The organism is Rhodosalinus sp., assembly GCF_041685465.1.
Classification (GTDB): Bacteria; Pseudomonadota; Alphaproteobacteria; order Rhodobacterales; family Rhodobacteraceae; genus Rhodosalinus.
The window spans coordinates 16,836-33,688 of record NZ_JAWLFS010000001.1 but is presented as its reverse complement, the minus strand read 5'-3'; the positions used below and the strand labels follow the sequence as shown (position 1 = coordinate 33,688).

Below are 16,853 nucleotides of genomic sequence, written 5' to 3'. Positions count from 1 at the left end.
CCACCCGCGACGACACGATCGCGCAGATCTTCGCGCAGACAGGGTGAACGTCCGATTAACCGCGGGAGACCCTCAGCGCACCCAGATTTCCACCCGGCGGTTGATCGTCCGGCCCCATCTGCCGTCGTCGCAGGCCATCGGCATCGCCTCGCCGAAGGCGTCGGTCCCGATGTCCACGCGGGAAAGGTCCGCATCCGCGACCGCCGCCTCGACCGCCTCCCGCACCGCCTCCGCGCGCCGTGCGGCGATCCGGCGGTTGCTCGCCGCCGTTCCCTGCCCGTCGCTGAAGCCCGCGAAGAGCAGCGCGCGCCCGTCGTAGCGCCCCGCCTCGAGCGCCCGGGCGAGGCGTTCGACGTTGGCGCGCGACTGCGCGTCGAGGTCCACCGAGCCGGGGCGGAAGCGGAAGGATGTGGTCAGCCGCCGCATCGGCCGCAGCGTCCGGACGAGGCGCTGCAACTCGGGAAGCGCGACCTCCCCGCCCGCCGCCGCGATGGCATTGGCGAAGCGGTCGCCCTGCTCGGCGATCGCGACCTCCTCGGCGGCCTGATCGACGAAACCGGCGCGGCGCACGACGATCTGCGCCGGGGCGCTCTGGAGGTAGGAAAGAAAATCGCGCGCGATCCCGGGCAGGTGGCGGCGCGGCAGGTAGAGGAAAAGCGGCGCGCCGAAGGGATAGTCCTCCATCTTGATCGCCCGCCGCTCCGCGCGCAGTTCGAAGCCGCACCCCCCGGTCAGCGCCAGCGGCTGCGTGTTTCCGGTCCGCGCGAAACGCGCGATCCCGAGACCGAGGCGGTCACCGGCCACGGCATCCGCGAGCGCCGCGTCGCTCCGGTGCCGGATGACGACGGCGCCGGCCCGCGGTTCCGCCGAGGCCGGGAACCGGTCCGTGACCGCCTGCGCGAGGCCGGAGCCCGCATCGCGCAGGTGCACGGTGATCGGTGCATCCGGTCCGCCCAGCGCCTGCCAGTTGTCGATCTCCCCGGCGAGCACCTGCGCCAGGTCCGCGGGCGCGATGGCCCGGACCGGATGGCCGGGCGCGACGACCGGCACCAGCGCATCGAGGGCGAAAACGCGGCTCTGCTCCACGGCCGTGAGGTCCCCGAGCCCCGCCTCGCGGGCGCGATCGACTTCCTCGGGGCGCGCTTCGCGCACCGCGAGGGCGACGTCCGCCTCGTCGGCGAGCAGATCGGCGAAGGCCTCGTCGGTGGTCGTCGCGCGCAGGTGGACGCGGGCGAGCGTTTCGCCCCCCGGCTCGCGAAGCGTGAAGCGGCTCTGGCCCGCGTGCGGCGTCGTGCGCTCCAGAGCGAAGCCGCTGCGGCGCGCGAATCCGTCGATCAGCGCAGGGATCAGCACATCCATCACCGTCGGCGAGCCCGAGAGGCGCAGCTCGGCCACGAAGGGCGAAAGGCTCGGGCAGCCCGGCCCCGCGCAGAGCACGCCGGAGCCATCCACCGTCAACTCGCCGTAGACGGTCTCGACACGGTAATGCCGCCCGTCGAAGCCGAGAAGCGTGCCCTCGATCTCCACGTCGCCGTCGGGCGACCGGAGCGTGACATCCTGCGCCACGGCACCGGGCGCCAGAAAGAGAAGTGCGGCGGTAACCGCCACACGCCATGATCGCATGGGTTCCTCGATCCCGCCTGTCGCGGCCGTGGCAGGCGCGCTAATCGGAGGCGAGTTTCATGTCCTCGAAGAGGTTTTTCAACACCAGAAAGTCGCCCTGCGCTGCGCAGTCCGGCATGAAGATCGTGATTTCACGCGGTGTGGCAGTTTTGCCGCCGAGACGGCCGAGCGTATCCGCGGAGAGTTCCCGGTCGCAGGTCTCTGCCGTCACCTCGGCCTCGACGGCGAGCGCAACGTCGCCGCGGGACGCCTCGGGCGGGAAGGTGTAGACGTCCGCGACGAGCGCCTCCGGTGCGTCCGCATCGCCAAGGCGCATCAGAAAGGCGGCCTCCTCCTCCGGCGCGCGCGGCTCGCCGGCCCAGACGTGTCCGGCCTCTCCGTAGCCCGCCCCGCCTTCGAAGGCGTGAAGGTGCAGGTCGGCCTCGCCACGCCACTGCAGGGCCACGCGGTCGCGAACCCCCGCGTCGGGCACGGTCACCTGCGCCACGGCGCCTTCGCCGCTGGGGAACGCGGCGATGAACACCGCGGACTCCGAAAGGACCGGCGCCCGCAGCCGGAGCGCGCCATCGGCATCGGTGACGGCCGTGAACATGAGGCCGCTGTGGTGCAGCGTGAGCCGCTCCCCGGGCAGGCACGGCGCGTCGAGGGTGAGCCGCACGGTGGCCGCCGGTGCCGCCTCGGCCTCCAGCGCGATGTCGCAGGCGGGCGCGGGCGCGCTTTCGGAAACGGCGAAAGCGTCGGCGCCCGGCACCTCGGCAGCGGCATCCCGGACAGGCGGCGCGGGTCGCGGGCGCGGGGTGCGTGAGGGCCGCGGCGGGAGTGCGGCAGCGGTGAAATCGATCTCGGTCAGTTCCGTCGCATCCGCGAGCGGCACGGGCTGATCCGGCGGCGCGGCGAGGTCGCTTGCGGGCGCATCCGCGCGCGCGGCTGTCTGCTCCGATGGAGTGTCCGGGATCGCGGCGGCCCCTGCGGCCGCTTCGTCCTCCGGGGTCGCCTCGGGGCCGGCTGCGCCTCCGGCGGCCGCGCCCGCCTGCTGCACCGCGGGAGTGTCGCGCGGCCCACCGGCGAGCGGATCCGGCGCCTCCCGCTGCATCACGAAGCCGATGCCGAGCGCAAGGGCGAACGTGGCACCCGCCATCACGTAGCGGTTCGAGACGATTTGCGACATCATGCTGGCCTCCTGACTCCGGCACCGTATCCCGGGTCAGGCGCCAACATCGCGGTCAATCTTGGCAGGGGCGGGGCAGGCGCGCGGAATCTGTGAGGCGCACCGCCCCGTCAGACGAGACGCCCGTGGCAATGCTTGAACTTCCTGCCCGAGCCGCAGGGGCAGGGCTCGTTCCGACCGGGGCTGCCCCAGGTCGAGGGATCGCTTTCCACGAAGCCGGCCGCGGCCGTCCCCGCAGCCGTGGCCGCGCCGCCCGCCGCGGCCGGCTCGACCGGGGCGCCTGCGCCCACGGGCTCGGGCGTGCGGGCGGGGTGCTGCGCCGTGGCGGCCTCGGCCTGCTGGCGCAGGCGCGCCTGCTGATCCTCGATCTGGCGCATCATCACGCGCTGTTCCTCGTCGGTCATCGGACGGATCTGCGAGAGCTTCTGCGACACCTCCTCGCGCAGCGAATCGAGCATTCCCTCGAAAAGCTGGAAGGCCTCGGTCTTGTACTCGTTCAGCGGATCGCGCTGCGCGTAACCGCGGAAGGCCACCACGGAGCGCAGATGCTCCAGCCGCAGCAGGTGGTCGCGCCACTTCGCATCGATGGTCTGCAAAAGGATCTGCTTCTCGATCCCGCGCATGGCCTCGGGACCGAAGTCGGTGACCTTCTTCGCCATGTGTTCGTCGGCGGCCTGCTGAAGGCGCTCGCGCACGACCTCCTGATCGACGCCGTCCTCCTCGCCCCACTCGATCACGGGCACGTCGACGCCGAGCTTCTCGATCGCGGCGGCGTAGAGGCCCTGCGTGTCCCACTGGTCGGCGTAGGTCTTGGGCGGCAGATACTGGTTCACCAGATCCTCGACCACCTGGTGGCGCATGTCCTCGACGACGTCCGAGAGGTCCTCGGCCTCCATGATCTCGCGGCGCTGGCCGAAGATGACCTTGCGCTGGTCGTTCATCACGTCGTCGAACTTCAGGAGCTGCTTGCGCGTGTCGAAGTTGCGCGCCTCCACCTTGGCCTGCGCGCGTTCGAGGCTCTTGTTCACCCAGGGGTGCACGATCGCCTCGCCCTCCTGCATGCCCAGCCGGCTGAGCATCTTGTCGAGGCGGTCGGACCCGAAGATCCGCATCAGGTCGTCCTCGAGGCTGAGGTAGAACTGCGACCGGCCCGGGTCGCCCTGCCGGCCGGAGCGGCCGCGCAGCTGGTTGTCGATGCGCCGGCTCTCGTGGCGCTCGGTGGCGAGCACGAAAAGCCCCCCGGCCTCGATCACCTTCCTGTTCTCTTCCGCGTGCTCTTCCACGATCCGGGCGCGCACCTCCTCCGGGTCCGCCTCGGGGGTCGCGGCGAGCTCTTCCAGAACCTTCATCTCGACGTTGCCGCCGAGCTGGATGTCGGTGCCGCGGCCGGCCATGTTGGTGGCGATGGTCACCGCGCCGAGGCGGCCCGCGTCGGCGACGATCTTCGCCTCCTTCTCGTGCTGGCGGGCGTTTAGCACGTTGTGCGGCACGCCGTCCTTCTCCAGCAGGGCCGACAACGCCTCGGACTTCTCGATCGAGGTCGTGCCGACGAGCACCGGCTGGCCCTTGGCGTGCGCCGCGCGGATCTCCTCGACGATGGCCTGAAACTTCTCGCGCGCGGTGCGATAGACCTGATCGTCCTCGTCCAGCCGGGCGATGGGCTTGTTGGTGGGCACCTCGACCACGCCGAGGCCGTAGATCGTCTGAAACTCCTCGGCTTCGGTCGTCGCCGTGCCGGTCATGCCGGAAAGCTTCTCGTAAAGGCGGAAATAGTTCTGGAAGGTGATCGAGGCGAGCGTGACGTTCTCGGGCTGGATGTCGCAGCCCTCCTTGGCCTCGATCGCCTGATGCAGGCCGTCCGAGAGGCGCCGTCCCACCATCATGCGCCCCGTGAACTCGTCGATCAGCACCACCTGACCATCGCGCACGATGTAGTCCTTGTCCCTCTGGAACATCTTGTGTGCGCGCAGGCCCTGGTTGACGTGGTGCACGACGGTGGTGCTTTCCGGATCGTAGAGCGACTGCCCCTCGGGCAGGAGGCCGCGCGCCTGGAGCATCTCCTCGAGGATCTCGTTGCCCTCGTCGGTGAAGGTCACGTTCCGCGTCTTCTCGTCGATCGCGTAGTGATCTTCGGAAAGCTCGGGGATCAGGCGGTCGACCTCGCGGTAGAGGTCCGAGCGGTCCTGGCTCGGGCCCGAGATGATGAGCGGCGTGCGCGCCTCGTCGATCAGGATCGAATCGACCTCGTCCACGATCGCGAAGTGGTGGCCGCGCTGGTACATCTCCTCGAGCGAGGCCTTCATGTTGTCGCGCAGGTAGTCGAAGCCGAGCTCGTTGTTCGTGGCGTAGGTGATGTCGGCCTGATAGGCGGCGCGCTTCTCGTCCTCGGGCTGCTGGGGGACGACGACGCCGGTCGTCATGCCGAGGGCGGCATAGACCTTGCCCATCCACTCAGAATCGCGCCGCGCGAGGTAGTCGTTGACGGTGACGATGTGCACACCCTTGCCCGTCAGCGCGTTAAGGTAGGCGGGCAAGGTGGCGACGAGCGTCTTGCCCTCGCCCGTCTTCATCTCGGAGATGTTGCCCTGATGCAGGAAGATGCCGCCCATGAGCTGCACGTCGAAGGCGCGCAGGCCGAGCGCGCGACGCGCCGCCTCGCGGCAGTTGGCGAAGGCCTCCGGCAGGAGGCCGTCGAGCTCCGCACCGTCGGCGAGCCGCGCCTTGAATTCCTGCGTCTTCTCGATCAGCCCCGCGTCGGAAAGCGCCTGATACTCCGGCTCCAGCGCGTTGATCTTCTCGACCAGGGGGCGGGTCGCCTTGATCTTGCGGTCGTTCGGCGTGCCGAAGACCTTCCTGGCGATGCGTCCGATGCCCATGGTTCTCTCCGTCCGGGTTGACGATTTCTTGCGCGGCGCCCGCTTGCCCGCCTGCTCCGGAGCCCATAGGTGTTGGGAAAGACGGCGCCGCCCGGGCCTTGACGGCGATGTAAGGGGCGGCCTTTCGAGTGTCAACGCCGCGGCCCGTCGCCGCCCGAAGTCAAGGAGAGTTCATGCAGACCCTCACGCGCCCGATCGCCGCCGCGCTCACCGCGCTCGCCCTCGCCACCCCCGCCACGGCACAGGACGAGGCGCCCGACCTCTCCACTGTGGTCGCGACCGTGAACGGCGACGAGATCAACCTCGGCCACATGGTCGCCGCGCGCGAGAACCTGCCGCAGCAGTATCAGCAGCTACCCGATGACGTGCTCTTCGACGCGCTGATCGACCAGCTCGTGCAGCAGACGCTGCTCTCGCAGACGCAGGACGAACTCACCGGCATCGCCGAGATGACGCTCGAGAACGAGCGCCGCCTGCTCGGCGCGGCGCAGGCGGTCGAGGACGTGGTCAACACCGCCGTCACCGACGACGCGCTGCAGTCGCTCTACGACGAGCGCTACGCCGACGCCGAGGGTGGGACCGAGTTCAACGCCTCCCACATCCTCGTCGAGAGCGAGGAGGAAGCGCAGGAGATCATTGCCGAGATCGAGGGCGGCGCCGACTTCTCCGAGCTGGCCGAAGCGCGCTCCACCGGCCCCTCCGCGGCCTCGGGCGGCGATCTCGGCTGGTTCGGCGAGGGCGCGATGGTCGAGCCCTTCCAGCAGGCGGTCGAGACGCTGGAGCCCGGAACCCTCGCCGAGGCCCCCGTCGAGACGCAGTTCGGCTGGCATGTCATCCGGCTCAACGAGACCCGCACCGCAGAAGCGCCATCGCTCGACGACGTGCGGGGCGAACTCTCGGAAGAGCTGCGCCAGTCCGCCGTGGACACGCAGGTCGAGGAGCTTCGCGACGAGGCCGAAATCGACCGGTCCGGCGCGGAGTCGGTGGCACCGTCGGATCTCGGCGCCGCCGCGGCGTCCCTGCAGGCCGACTGAGCGCATGGGCGCCACGCCGCCGCGCTCGCCGCTCGCGCCCGCGCGGTTTCCCGATCTCCCCTCCGTCGCGGGCGTGACGCTCGCCACCGCGGCGGCGGGCGTGCGCTACCGCGGGCGGGACGACGTGATGCTCGCCCGGCTCGCCCCCGGCACCGCCTTGGCCGGGGTGTTCACCCGGTCTGCGACCCGCGCGGCCCCGGTGCTCGACTGCGAGACCAAGATCGGGGCGGAGAGCGACGCGGGCGCGGCGATCCTCGTCAACGCGGGCAACGCCAACGCCTTCACCGGCCGCCACGGCGCCGAGGCGGTGGCGCGGCTGACGGAGGCCGCCGGCGACCGCCTCGGCCTGCCCGCATCACGCGTCTTCACCTCCTCCACCGGCGTGATCGGGGAACGTCTGCCCGACGAGAGGATCGCGGCGGCGCTCGATGGGCTGGCGTCCGGGCTCGCCCCCGGCGGCTGGCAGGCCGCGGCGCAGGCGATCGCGACCACCGACACCTTCCCCAAGGGCGCGGGCGCGACCGTGGAGCTTGCGGGCGGCACCGTCCGGATCGCCGGGATCGCCAAGGGCTCGGGCATGATCGCCCCGGACATGGCGACGATGCTCGTCTACATCTTCACCGACGCGCGCCTCCCGCGCGCGGCGCTGCAGGAGATGGTCGCGGCGCTGTCCGACGAGACCTTCAACCGCATCACCGTGGACGGCGACACCTCCACCTCCGACACGCTGCTCGCCGCGGCGACCGGGGCGAGCGGGGTGGAGGCCGCGGGCGACCCCGCCTTCCGCGCGGCGCTGCACGGCGTGATGCTGGACCTCGCGCAGCAGGTGGTGCGCGACGGCGAGGGCGCCACGAAGTTCATCGAGGTGGCCGTCACCGGCGCGGCGAGCGCGGCGGACGCGAAAACCCATGCCTTCGCCATCGCCAACTCGCCGCTGGTCAAGACCGCGGTGGCGGGCGAGGACCCGAACTGGGGCCGCGTCGTCATGGCGGTGGGCAAATCCGGCGCCGCGGCGGACCGCGACCGGCTGAGCATCCGCTTCGGCGAGGTGCGCGTGGCCGAGGCAGGCTGGGTCGCGCCCGACTACCGCGAGGAGGACGCCGCCGCGCACATGCAGGGGCAGGAGATCCGCATCGGCGTGGACCTCGGCCTCGGCGACGGCGCGGCGACCGTCTGGACCTGCGACCTCACGCATGGCTACATCGACATCAACGCGGACTATCGCTCGTGACGAAGATGGTTCTGGTGGCGGCGGTCGCGCTGATCGACCGCGACGGGCGCGTGCTGCTCACCGAGCGGCCCGAGGGCAAGAGCATGGCCGGCCTCTGGGAGTTTCCGGGCGGCAAGGTCGAGCCCGGCGAGACGCCGGAGGCCGCGCTCATCCGGGAACTTGCCGAGGAGATCGGCATCGACACGGCGGCGAGTTGCCTCGCGCCCCTGACCTTCGCGAGCCACGCCTACGAGGACTTCCACCTGCTGATGCCGCTTTTCGCCTGCCGCAAGTGGGACGGCATCCCGCAGGGCCGCGAGGGCCAGCGCCTCGCCTGGGCGGCGCCCAAGGCGCTGCGCGACTACCCGATGCCGCCCGCCGACCTGCCGCTGATCCCGATCCTGCGCGACTGGCTCTAGAGCGTCTCGCCCGGAGGCGCGCACCGGGTCCGGGTTCCCGGACACGACCCGCAATGCGCAGCGCCCATCGCGTGTCGGGGAATGGCCGCGGCACGCGCAGGCTTGCCGCTGCGTCCTGATCTATCGCGCTGCCCGCGTCTCGAAGGATCCGATGCCACGGCGGTGTTCAGGGCGTAACACGCGCACGCGGCGCCGGAAGCGGCCGGCGCGCGGAGGGAGGCTTCGATGCTCAGAACCATCATCTTAGGCAGCGGCACGTCGGTGCAGGGCATCTTCGCGGGCCAGCGGCCCGACAACCGGATCGCCGTACGCGTGGGCGACAAGGTCTTTGCCGGCACCCCGGTCGAGCGCAGCACGGCCGCGGCCTGACGCACACGGGCACGCACGCCCGAACGGAAAAGGCCGTCACCACGCGGGTGACGGCCTTTTCTTTTCTTTCGCCTTCGGCGACGGCCCCGCAGGGGGTCAGGTCAGCGTGCGCTCGACCTCCTCGCGCTCGAAGATCTCGATGACGTCGCCTTCGCGGATGTCCTCGTAGTTCTCGAACGCCATGCCGCATTCCTGCCCGGACTGCACCTCGGCGACCTCGTCCTTGAAGCGCTTGAGCGTCTTCAGCGTGCCCTCGTGGATCACCACCTCCTCGCGCAGGAGGCGGACACCGGCAGAGCGCCGCGCGATCCCCTCGGTGACGAGGCAGCCGGCGACCTTTCCGACGCCCGACACCTTGAAGACCTGACGGATCTCGGCGTAACCGATGAACCGCTCGCGCACCTCGGCGCCAAGGAGACCCGAGGCCGCGGCCTTCACGTCGTCCACCAGATCGTAGATCACGCTGTAGTAGCGGATTTCCACGCCCTTCTGGTTGGCCGCGTTGCGGGCCGGGGCATTGGCGCGGACGTTGAACCCGATGACCGGCGCCCGCGAGGCCTCGGCGAGGCTGATGTCCGTTTCCGTGATCGCGCCGACACCCGAGTGCAGCACGCGCACGCGCACCTCCTCGTTGCCGATCTTCTCGAGCGCCTGAACGATCGCCTCGGCCGAGCCCTGCACGTCGGCCTTCATGACCACGGGCATCTCGGCGACGCTCTGATCCTCCTTGGCCTTGGCCAGAAGCTGCTCGAGCGAGGTCGCGGCACCGGCGGCCGCGCGCTTCTCCTTGGCCTTTTCCTGCCGGTACTCGGCGATCTCGCGCGCCTGCCCTTCGGTCTCGACCACGTTCAGGACATCGCCGGCCTCGGGCGTGCCGTTGAGGCCGAGCACCTCGACCGGGACCGAGGGTCCGGCCTCGTTCACGCGGTCGCCGCGGTCGTTGACGAGCGCGCGGACCTTGCCCCACTGCTCGCCCACCACGAAGATGTCGCCGCGCCGAAGCGTGCCCTTCTGCACCAGCACGGTCGCGACCGGGCCGCGGCCCACGTCGAGCTGCGCCTCGATCACCGCGCCTTCGGCGGCGCGGTCGGGATTGGCCTTGAGCTCGAGGAGCTCGGACTGCAGCGCGATCGCCTCGAGCAGCTCGTCGAGCCCCTGTCCCGAGATGGCCGACACCTCGACGTCCTGAACCTCGCCCGAGAGCTTCTCGACGATGATCTCGTGCTGCAGGAGGTCCGTACGCACCTTGTCGGGATTGGCCGAGGGCTTGTCGACCTTGTTGATCGCGACGATCATCGGCACGCCGGCGGCCTTCGCGTGGTTGATGGCCTCGACCGTCTGCGGCATCACCGCGTCGTCCGCGGCGACCACCAGCACGACGATGTCGGTCACCTGCGCGCCGCGCGAGCGCATCGAGGTGAAGGCCGCGTGACCCGGCGTGTCGAGGAAGGTCAGCGTCTCGCCGCTCTCGCTCTGCACCTGGTAGGCGCCGATGTGCTGCGTGATGCCGCCGGCCTCGCCGGTGGTGACCTTCGTCTTGCGGATGGCGTCGAGCAGCGACGTCTTGCCGTGATCCACGTGGCCCATCACGGTCACGACCGGCGGGCGCGGGCGCATGGCCTCGGCCCGGTCCTCGATCTGGTGGATCGCATCTTCCACGTCGGCATCCGAGACGCGGACGACCTTGTGCCCGAATTCCTCGATGATGAGCTCGGCGGTGTCGGCGTCGATCACCTGGTTCTGGGTGACCATCATGCCGTTCTGCATGAGCGCCTTGACCACGTCCGCGGTCCGCTCGGCCATGCGGTTGGCGAGTTCGGAGACGACGATCGTCTCGGGCAGCTGCACCTCGCGCACGATCTTCTCGCGCGGGGACTGCTGGCCCATCGCCTTCTGCCGCGCGCGCTCCTGCTTGCGCTTCATCGCCGCGAGCGATTTCTGGCGACCGCCCTCGCCGCCCGTAAGCGCCTGGTTGAGCGTCAGCTTGCCGGACCGGCGACCGCTGTCGCGCTCCCCCTTGCGGCCCTTGGCATCGCGCGCCTCGTCACGCTCCTTCTTCTTGGACGGCGTGGGGGCGGCGGGCTTGGCGGGCTGTGCCCTGGCGGCGGGCGCCGCCTCGGCCGGTGCGCCGCCGGCGGCACGTGCCGCATCCTCGGCGCGCTTGCGCTCTTCTTCCTCGGCCTTCTGCCGCGCCCGCTCCTCGGCCTCGCGCTGCTCGCGCTCCTTGGCCTCCTGCTCGGCGCGGCGGCGCTCACGCTCCTCGGCGCGGCGACGCTCCTCTTCCTCGCGCTGGCGCTGTTCCTCGGCCTCGCGGGCCTTCGCGGCCTGCAGCGCCTTCAGCCGGCGCTCCATCTCGGAGTCGGACACCCCGGCCGGCCTCTTGCCGCCGCCTGCGCCGCCCTGGGACTGCTTGCCGCCCTGTGCGCCACCCGCGGCCGGCTTCGACACCACACGCTTGCGCTTGGTCTCCACGACCACATTCTTGGTGCGCCCGTGGCTGAAGCTCTGCTTCACGCTTCCGGAACGCGCGCCACCGCGCAGGCCGAGGGTCTTCTTGCCGTCGCTATCGCTCATCTAGCCGTCTTGTCCTTTCCGGCGGGGCGCGCCCTTGCGCCGCCCCTGCTCTGCTCGTCCGTGCGCAGGCCCTGGAGTTTCGCGGCCTCCTCTACAACACGCGAGGTGAGTCCGCCAGCGCCGAGCGCTCCATGTATCACAGTTTGTCGCCCGAATGCCAAACCCAACTCGTCCGAGGTGAGCCAGCCGATCCAGCGTCCCCCCTCGGGCGTGGAGAGCCTGGACTTGCCGCGGGTCGAGCCGTCGCACGCCTGAAGCAGCACCTTCGCCTCGCCGCGACCGAGCCACGCCTTCACCTTCTCGTACCCCGCCACGGCCATCCCCGCCTTGCGGGCGAGGCTGATCAACTCGACCACGCGCCGCGCCAGCTGCGATTCGACCGCGTCGACCAGATCCTCCGGTACCGTCACCGGCCGCCGCGCCACGCGGGCGAACTGCCGTTTCTTCACCGCCCGTTCGAGCGCCGCGCGCTCGGGCGCGACGTGGATCCCGCGCCCCGGCAGCCGCCCGAGGATGTCGGGCACCACCGTGTCGTCGGGCCCGATCACGAAGCGGATGAGCTCCGTCCTGGGCCGTTCCGCGCCGGTGGCGATGCAGGTCCGCATCGCACCCGCGTCGCGGTCCTTCGCGCGGCCACCCCGGGTCATCGTCGCGCCGCCGCTCAGGCCGTGGCCTCCTCGACTGTCTCGTCCCCGTCGTCGGCTGCATCCGCCTCCGAGGCGACGAGATCCTCAGGATCGACCCAGCCCAGCATCACGCGGGCCGTCATCACCATGTTCTGCGCCTCCTCGAGCGAAACGTCGAAAGGCTCCAGAAGGCCGTCGTCCTTGACGCGCTGGCCGTCGACGCTCGTCCAGCCGCCGGCGAGCTCCCAGTCGGCGCAGGTCGCGAAATCCTCCAGCGTGGTCACACCGTCCTTCGCCAGCGCCTCTACCATCTGGGGCGTGAGACCCTCGAAGTCAATGAGGCTCTGCTCCGCGCCAAGCTCGCGGGCGCGCTCGAGGGCCGCGCGCGCCTGCGCCTCGAGGTGTTCGCGGGCGCGCGTCTGGAGTTCCTCGGCGGTCTCCTGGTCCACCCCGTCGATGACGAGAAGCTCGTCCATCTCGACGTAGGCGACCTCGTCTAGGTTGGTGAACCCCTCCGACACGAGCAACTGCGCGAAGAACTCGTCCAGATCGAGCGCATCCATGAAGAGCTGCGTGCGCGCCTCGAACTCCTTCTGGCGGCGCTGGCTCTCCTCCTCCTCGGTCATGATGTCGATGTCGAGGCCGGTGAGCTGGGAGGCCAGCCGCACGTTCTGCCCGCGCCGCCCGATGGCGAGGCTGAGCTGCTCGTCGGGGACCACCACCTCGATGCGCTGCGCGTCCTCGTCGATGACCACCTTGGCCACCTCGGCGGGCTGCAGCGCATTGACGAGGAAGGTCGCCTGATCCTCGTTCCACGGGATGATGTCGATCTTCTCGCCCTGAAGCTCGTTGACCACCGCCTGCACGCGCGAGCCGCGCATGCCGACGCAGGCGCCCACCGGGTCGATCGACGAATCATAGGAGATGACGCCGATCTTCGCGCGGCTCCCTGGGTCGCGGGCCACCGCCTTGATCTCGATGATGCCGTCGTAGATCTCCGGCACCTCCATCTTGAAGAGCTCGGCCATGAACTCCGGCGCGGTGCGCGAGAGGAAGATCTGCGGCCCGCGCGTCTCGCGGCGCACGTCCTTGATGTAGGCGCGGATGCGGTCGCCGTTGCGATAGCTCTCGCGGCCGATCTTCTCGTTGCGGCGCAGGATCGCCTCGCCCCGGCCGACATCGACGATGATGTTGCCGTACTCCTCGCGCTTGACGATGCCGTTGATGATCGTGCCCGCGCGGTCCTTGAACTCCTCGTACTGGCGGTCGCGCTCGGCCTCGCGGACACGCTGCAGGATCACCTGCTTGGCCGACTGCGCGGCGATCCGGCCAAGCTCGACCGGCGGCACCTCCTCCTCGTAGACGTCGCCCACCTTGGGGTCGTCCATGTACTGCCCGGCCTCCTCGACCGTCATCTCGGCCTGGTAGTTCTCGAGCTCCTCGTCCGGCACCACCGTGCGCACGCGGGTGAAGGTCGCGCGCCCCGTCTTGCGGTCGATGGACACGCGGATGTCCATCTCGCTGCCGTAGCGGCTCTTCGCGGCCCGGGCGAGGCTGTCCTCCATCGCCTCCACGACGAGCGCGGGGTCGATCATCTTCTCGCGCGCCACCGCCTCGGCGGTCTGGAGCAGTTCGAGCTGGTTGGCTGAGGTGATGGCCATGGCGTTATTCCTCTTCGGTCCCCGCAGGGTGTGACTCGATCTCGTCGTAGGCGCCCTCGTCGAGCGGCCGGGCCTTGCGCGCCCTGAGCATGTCCGTGATGAGCGCGTCGGTGAGCACGAGCTTGGCATCCGAAAGCCAGTCGAACTTCAGCCCCACCGTGCCCTCGGGCAGGTTCATCAGCACCTCGTCGTCCTCCACCCCGGCGAGCACGCCCCTGAAGCGGCGGCGCCCGTCGATCGGCTCGGCGGTCTCGAGCTTGGCCTCGTGGCCCTCGAAATCCGCGAAATCCCGGAGCCGCGTGAGCGGCCGGTCGATGCCGGGGCTCGAGACCTCGAGGGTATAGGCGTCGAGGATCGGGTCCTCCACGTCGAGCACCGCCGAAACGGCGGTGGAAATCTCGGCGCAGTCGTCCACCTCGATGCCCTCCTCCGGCTTCTCGGCCATGATCTGCAGGGTCTGGGTCTTGCCGCCCATCAGCCGGACGCGCACGAGCTCGAAGCCCAGGTCCTCGATCACGGGCTGGACGATCTCGGCGAGGCGCCGGTCGATGGCGGTCTTGGCGATCAGGCTCATGAAGATCCTGCGGCTCCGGGCGACAGATTGGCGGGCAGGCGGCCCGTCCGAAGATCCCGGTGGTCGCTGGCCCTCGGGTCCGGCGAACCGCTGTTGCGAGGCATATACGCGGCCCGCGCCGAGTCTGCAAGGCCTGCGCCCCGATTAACCCGCGCCCGCCGCGGGGTCGCGCCCCCGTGCCCATCATCTTGGTCCAAATACTCCGGGGGTGAATTGGCCGTCAGGCCAAGAGGGGGCAGCGCCCCCTGCCCGTCAGCGCCCCCTGCCCGTCAGCGCCAGACGCCGAAGCGGCCGAAGCGCGGCAGCGGCGCGGCCGCGGGTCGCCACGTCACGTCCCCCTCGGGCAGCGCGGGACGCGGCGTCGGCGGCGCGAGCGCGCGCATCCGCGCGACCCGCGTCTCCGTTGGCGGATGGGTGCGCAGGAGCGAGGGCTCGGGAATGCGCCGTCCGGGCAGGACGATCTCCTCCCAGAGGGACCCGACGCGGCGCTCCAGCTTGCGGAGCGCGGCGACGAGCCCCTCCGCGTCGCCGGTCAGCGCGACCGCGCCCCGGTCCGCCTCGTATTCGCGCGTGCGCGAGAGCGCGAGTTGCAGAAGCGCGACGAAGGCCGGCGAGAGGATCAGCAGAAGCGGCAGGTGCCACGGGATCACCGTCGCCCCGACCAGCAGCAGCGGGATGTTGATCAGGAGCATGATCTGCCCCGCCCAGGCGGCGAGCGAGACGATCCGCGCCAGCAGATCGGCGAGCGCCATGATCCGGAGATCATGGTGCGCGACGTGGCTGATCTCGTGTGCGAGCACGCCGGCAAACTCATGGCGGTTCAGGAGGCGCAGCATCCCGTCGGTGACGCAGATCGCGCTGTCCCCGGGGGTGCCCAGCGCGAAGGCATTGGGCACGCGGCTCGGCACGTAATAGAGCGCAGGCGCCCGCGGCAACCCCGCCCGTCGCGCGAGCTCGGCAAGGAGCGCGTGACCGAGCGGAAACTCCCGCCGGCCGAGCGGGCGCGCGCCGTAGGCGCCGAGCAGCATCCGCTTCGGCACCCGGGGCGCGAAGAACAGGCCGAGGCCGCCGCCGGCGGCGATCGCCGCGGCCAGGTCCGGCCCCACGAGGGCGCGGAGGGTGACCCACGCGACCCCCGCCATCGCCGCGATCAGAAGCAGCGACTGCGCGAGATTTGTAACCCTGTGTCCGGCCGACGGCCGCAGCATCCTTTCCCCGCTCGGTTGCACGTCGGGACGGATCGGGGGCGCGGGCGGGGACTACTCGTCGCGGCCCGCATCCGCGCTGTTGTCGAGAAGGCCGTATTTGCGGAGCTTCACGTAGAGGCTCTGCCGCGACAGGCCGAGCATCTCGGCCGCGGCGACACGGTTGTTGTCGGTGAGACGCACCGCCGTCTCGATGCAGAGTTTCTCGACCACGTCGGTGGTCGCGCCGACGAGTTCCTTGAGCGAGGCGGTCCCGACAAGGTCCATGACGTTGGTCATCGCCTCCTCGCTCATCGTGGCGCCCGCCTCGGCGACCGAGATCGCCTGCGTCGCGCTCGCCTCGCGGAGGATGAAGCCGATCTGGCGGTCGGTGCGACCGTTGAGCCGCGCGGCGGAGATGTCGACCGTCGCGCGCATGCCCACCACGCTCTCGACCTGTGCGGCGTAGCCCCTGAGCCGCCCGGTCTTGTCGAGCTGCTCGAAGATGAGCTTCATGTCCACGGCGCCGCGGGCGAGGAAATCGGCCAGCGGCCGGCCCTGCACGTCGCGCAGCTGCGCCGCGTCGGTGAGGCGCAGGAAGCCCTCGTTCGCCTCGCGCACGGCGCCCTTGGCGTCGGTCAGCACGATGGCGTCGCTCGTGCTCTCGTAGAGTTGCGACAGCGCGCGCTGGAACTCGCGCCCGGATTGATCCTCGTCCAGGACCGGCAGGATGCGGCAGAGCAGGGAGACTTCGCCCGAGGCGCGGAAGAACTCCGGACAGAGGCGCACGTCCGCCCCGGTGCGGCGCAGGACCGTCGACACGCCCTGTGCGTCGTCCGCCGCCGCCGCGGCCTTCAGCGCTTCGCCGAACTCGCCCTTGCGGCGGCCCTCGAAACACTGCGCGAAGGCGTTGGCGCTCAGATTGTCGGTCTTGACGGACAGAAGCTGCATCGCCGCACGGTTCAGGTCGAGCGCGCGGCCGGTGTCGGGCTCGACCATCGCCATCGGCGTCTCGGAGGCGTCGAAGACCACGCGGTACCGCGTCTCCACGCCCCGGAACCGCTCCGCGTCGCGCTCCCGCGCGAGCTGTTCGCGCACCAGCCGCTGCTGAATGTCGGCGAAGGGCTGCATGTCGCGGCCGAGCAGCAGGATACCGTGATCCTCGCCCGCGTCGTGAATCGTGTAGCGAATCGGGAATTCCCAGTTCGCGTTGTCCACGTGGTTGAGCTCCATCGGACGCACCACCGCGTCCGGATCGGCGAGCACCGTGGCGATGCGATCCTCGAACTTGGAGCGGCTGTCCTCGGTCAGGAACTCGCGGAAGTCACGCCCGACCCAGTGATCGAGACACCCGAGATAGGGGCTTTCGGGACTCACCGACAGGCCGAGCACCCGGCCGTCGCGGTCGATCGCGACGGCGAGGTCGGCGAACTGCTCGATGATCCATTCGATGCGCGACGGCGCAGGAAGGACACCGACACGTATCCGATCCGACATCCGGGCCTGTTTGGTCACGGCGGTCCCTTCGACGTTAG

Annotated in this window: 13 protein-coding genes; 4 read left to right on the top strand and 9 right to left on the bottom strand. The window is 70.4% G+C overall.

Annotated features, from left to right (window positions below):
• Positions 1-72: 72 nt before the first annotated feature.
• The 3 genes from ACESL7_RS00140 to secA form a co-directional block, all read right to left on the bottom strand.
• Positions 73-1,623 carry a substrate-binding domain-containing protein gene (locus tag ACESL7_RS00140; RefSeq protein ID WP_372890195.1) on the bottom strand — a complete coding sequence of 517 codons (1,551 nt, stop codon included), beginning with the start codon at positions 1,621-1,623 and terminating at the stop codon, positions 73-75.
• Between the two features lie 40 nt (positions 1,624-1,663).
• Positions 1,664-2,794, bottom strand: coding sequence for a hypothetical protein (locus ACESL7_RS00135; protein ID WP_372890193.1), 1,131 nt, complete (start codon positions 2,792-2,794; stop codon positions 1,664-1,666).
• A 107-nt stretch (positions 2,795-2,901) separates the two neighbouring features.
• Positions 2,902-5,667, bottom strand: a complete 2,766-nt coding sequence (gene secA / locus ACESL7_RS00130; RefSeq protein ID WP_372890191.1) for a preprotein translocase subunit SecA — start codon at positions 5,665-5,667, stop codon at positions 2,902-2,904.
• 173 nt (positions 5,668-5,840) lie between these two features.
• On the opposite strand from secA, the gene ACESL7_RS00125 reads away from it, so the two are divergent.
• The 4 genes from ACESL7_RS00125 (at position 5,841) to ACESL7_RS00110 (ending at position 8,699) form a co-directional block, all read left to right on the top strand.
• Positions 5,841-6,701 (top strand): peptidylprolyl isomerase, encoded by an 861-nt coding sequence (locus ACESL7_RS00125; RefSeq protein ID WP_372890189.1) that lies wholly within the window; start codon positions 5,841-5,843, stop codon positions 6,699-6,701.
• 4 nt (positions 6,702-6,705) lie between these two features.
• Positions 6,706-7,932, top strand: a complete 1,227-nt coding sequence (gene argJ / locus ACESL7_RS00120; RefSeq protein ID WP_372890187.1) for a bifunctional glutamate N-acetyltransferase/amino-acid acetyltransferase ArgJ — start codon at positions 6,706-6,708, stop codon at positions 7,930-7,932.
• 5 nt (positions 7,933-7,937) lie between these two features.
• Positions 7,938-8,330, top strand: a complete 393-nt coding sequence (gene mutT / locus ACESL7_RS00115) for an 8-oxo-dGTP diphosphatase MutT (protein WP_372890218.1) — start codon at positions 7,938-7,940, stop codon at positions 8,328-8,330.
• Positions 8,331-8,555: 225 nt separating this feature from the next.
• Positions 8,556-8,699 carry a hypothetical protein gene (locus tag ACESL7_RS00110; RefSeq protein ID WP_372890185.1) on the top strand — a complete coding sequence of 48 codons (144 nt, stop codon included), beginning with the start codon at positions 8,556-8,558 and terminating at the stop codon, positions 8,697-8,699.
• A 96-nt stretch (positions 8,700-8,795) separates the two neighbouring features.
• Here ACESL7_RS00110 and infB read toward each other — a convergent pair whose 3' ends face one another.
• The 6 genes from infB to ppsR form a co-directional block, all read right to left on the bottom strand.
• Positions 8,796-11,273 (bottom strand): translation initiation factor IF-2, encoded by a 2,478-nt coding sequence (gene infB, locus ACESL7_RS00105; RefSeq protein ID WP_372890183.1) that lies wholly within the window; start codon positions 11,271-11,273, stop codon positions 8,796-8,798.
• Positions 11,270-11,920: an RNA-binding protein gene (locus ACESL7_RS00100; RefSeq protein ID WP_372890181.1), complete on the bottom strand. Its 651-nt coding sequence runs from the start codon at positions 11,918-11,920 to the stop codon at positions 11,270-11,272. Before ACESL7_RS00100 ends, infB begins: the two co-directional genes overlap by 4 nt.
• Positions 11,921-11,934: 14 nt before the next feature.
• Positions 11,935-13,560 (bottom strand): transcription termination factor NusA, encoded by a 1,626-nt coding sequence (gene nusA / locus ACESL7_RS00095; protein WP_372890179.1) that lies wholly within the window; start codon positions 13,558-13,560, stop codon positions 11,935-11,937.
• A 4-nt stretch (positions 13,561-13,564) separates the two neighbouring features.
• Entirely contained in the window at positions 13,565-14,134 is a 570-nt protein-coding gene (gene rimP, locus ACESL7_RS00090; RefSeq protein ID WP_372890177.1) for a ribosome maturation factor RimP, read from the bottom strand.
• A gap of 269 nt (positions 14,135-14,403) precedes the next feature.
• Positions 14,404-15,276 (bottom strand): zinc metalloprotease HtpX, encoded by an 873-nt coding sequence (locus ACESL7_RS00085; RefSeq protein ID WP_372890175.1) that lies wholly within the window; start codon positions 15,274-15,276, stop codon positions 14,404-14,406.
• 117 nt (positions 15,277-15,393) lie between these two features.
• Entirely contained in the window at positions 15,394-16,833 is a 1,440-nt protein-coding gene (ppsR, locus tag ACESL7_RS00080; RefSeq protein WP_372890173.1) for a transcriptional regulator PpsR, read from the bottom strand.
• Positions 16,834-16,853 lie beyond the last annotated feature (20 nt).

Bases quoted from the DNA above. Each gene is read 5' to 3' on its own strand.
- ACESL7_RS00110 (WP_372890185.1), top strand. From the start codon at position 8,556: ATGCTCAGAACCATCATCTTAGGCAGCGGCACGTCGGTGCAGGGCATC.
- rimP (WP_372890177.1), bottom strand. From the start codon at position 14,134: ATGAGCCTGATCGCCAAGACCGCCATCGACCGGCGCCTCGCCGAGATC.
- argJ (WP_372890187.1), top strand. From the start codon at position 6,706: ATGGGCGCCACGCCGCCGCGCTCGCCGCTCGCGCCCGCGCGGTTTCCC.
- ACESL7_RS00100 (WP_372890181.1), bottom strand. From the start codon at position 11,920: ATGACCCGGGGTGGCCGCGCGAAGGACCGCGACGCGGGTGCGATGCGG.
- ACESL7_RS00135 (WP_372890193.1), bottom strand. From the start codon at position 2,794: ATGATGTCGCAAATCGTCTCGAACCGCTACGTGATGGCGGGTGCCACG.
- secA (WP_372890191.1), bottom strand. From the start codon at position 5,667: ATGGGCATCGGACGCATCGCCAGGAAGGTCTTCGGCACGCCGAACGAC.
- nusA (WP_372890179.1), bottom strand. From the start codon at position 13,560: ATGGCCATCACCTCAGCCAACCAGCTCGAACTGCTCCAGACCGCCGAG.
- ACESL7_RS00140 (WP_372890195.1), bottom strand. From the start codon at position 1,623: ATGCGATCATGGCGTGTGGCGGTTACCGCCGCACTTCTCTTTCTGGCG.
- mutT (WP_372890218.1), top strand. From the start codon at position 7,938: ATGGTTCTGGTGGCGGCGGTCGCGCTGATCGACCGCGACGGGCGCGTG.
- infB (WP_372890183.1), bottom strand. From the start codon at position 11,273: ATGAGCGATAGCGACGGCAAGAAGACCCTCGGCCTGCGCGGTGGCGCG.
- ACESL7_RS00125 (WP_372890189.1), top strand. From the start codon at position 5,841: ATGCAGACCCTCACGCGCCCGATCGCCGCCGCGCTCACCGCGCTCGCC.
- ACESL7_RS00085 (WP_372890175.1), bottom strand. From the start codon at position 15,276: ATGGCGGGGGTCGCGTGGGTCACCCTCCGCGCCCTCGTGGGGCCGGAC.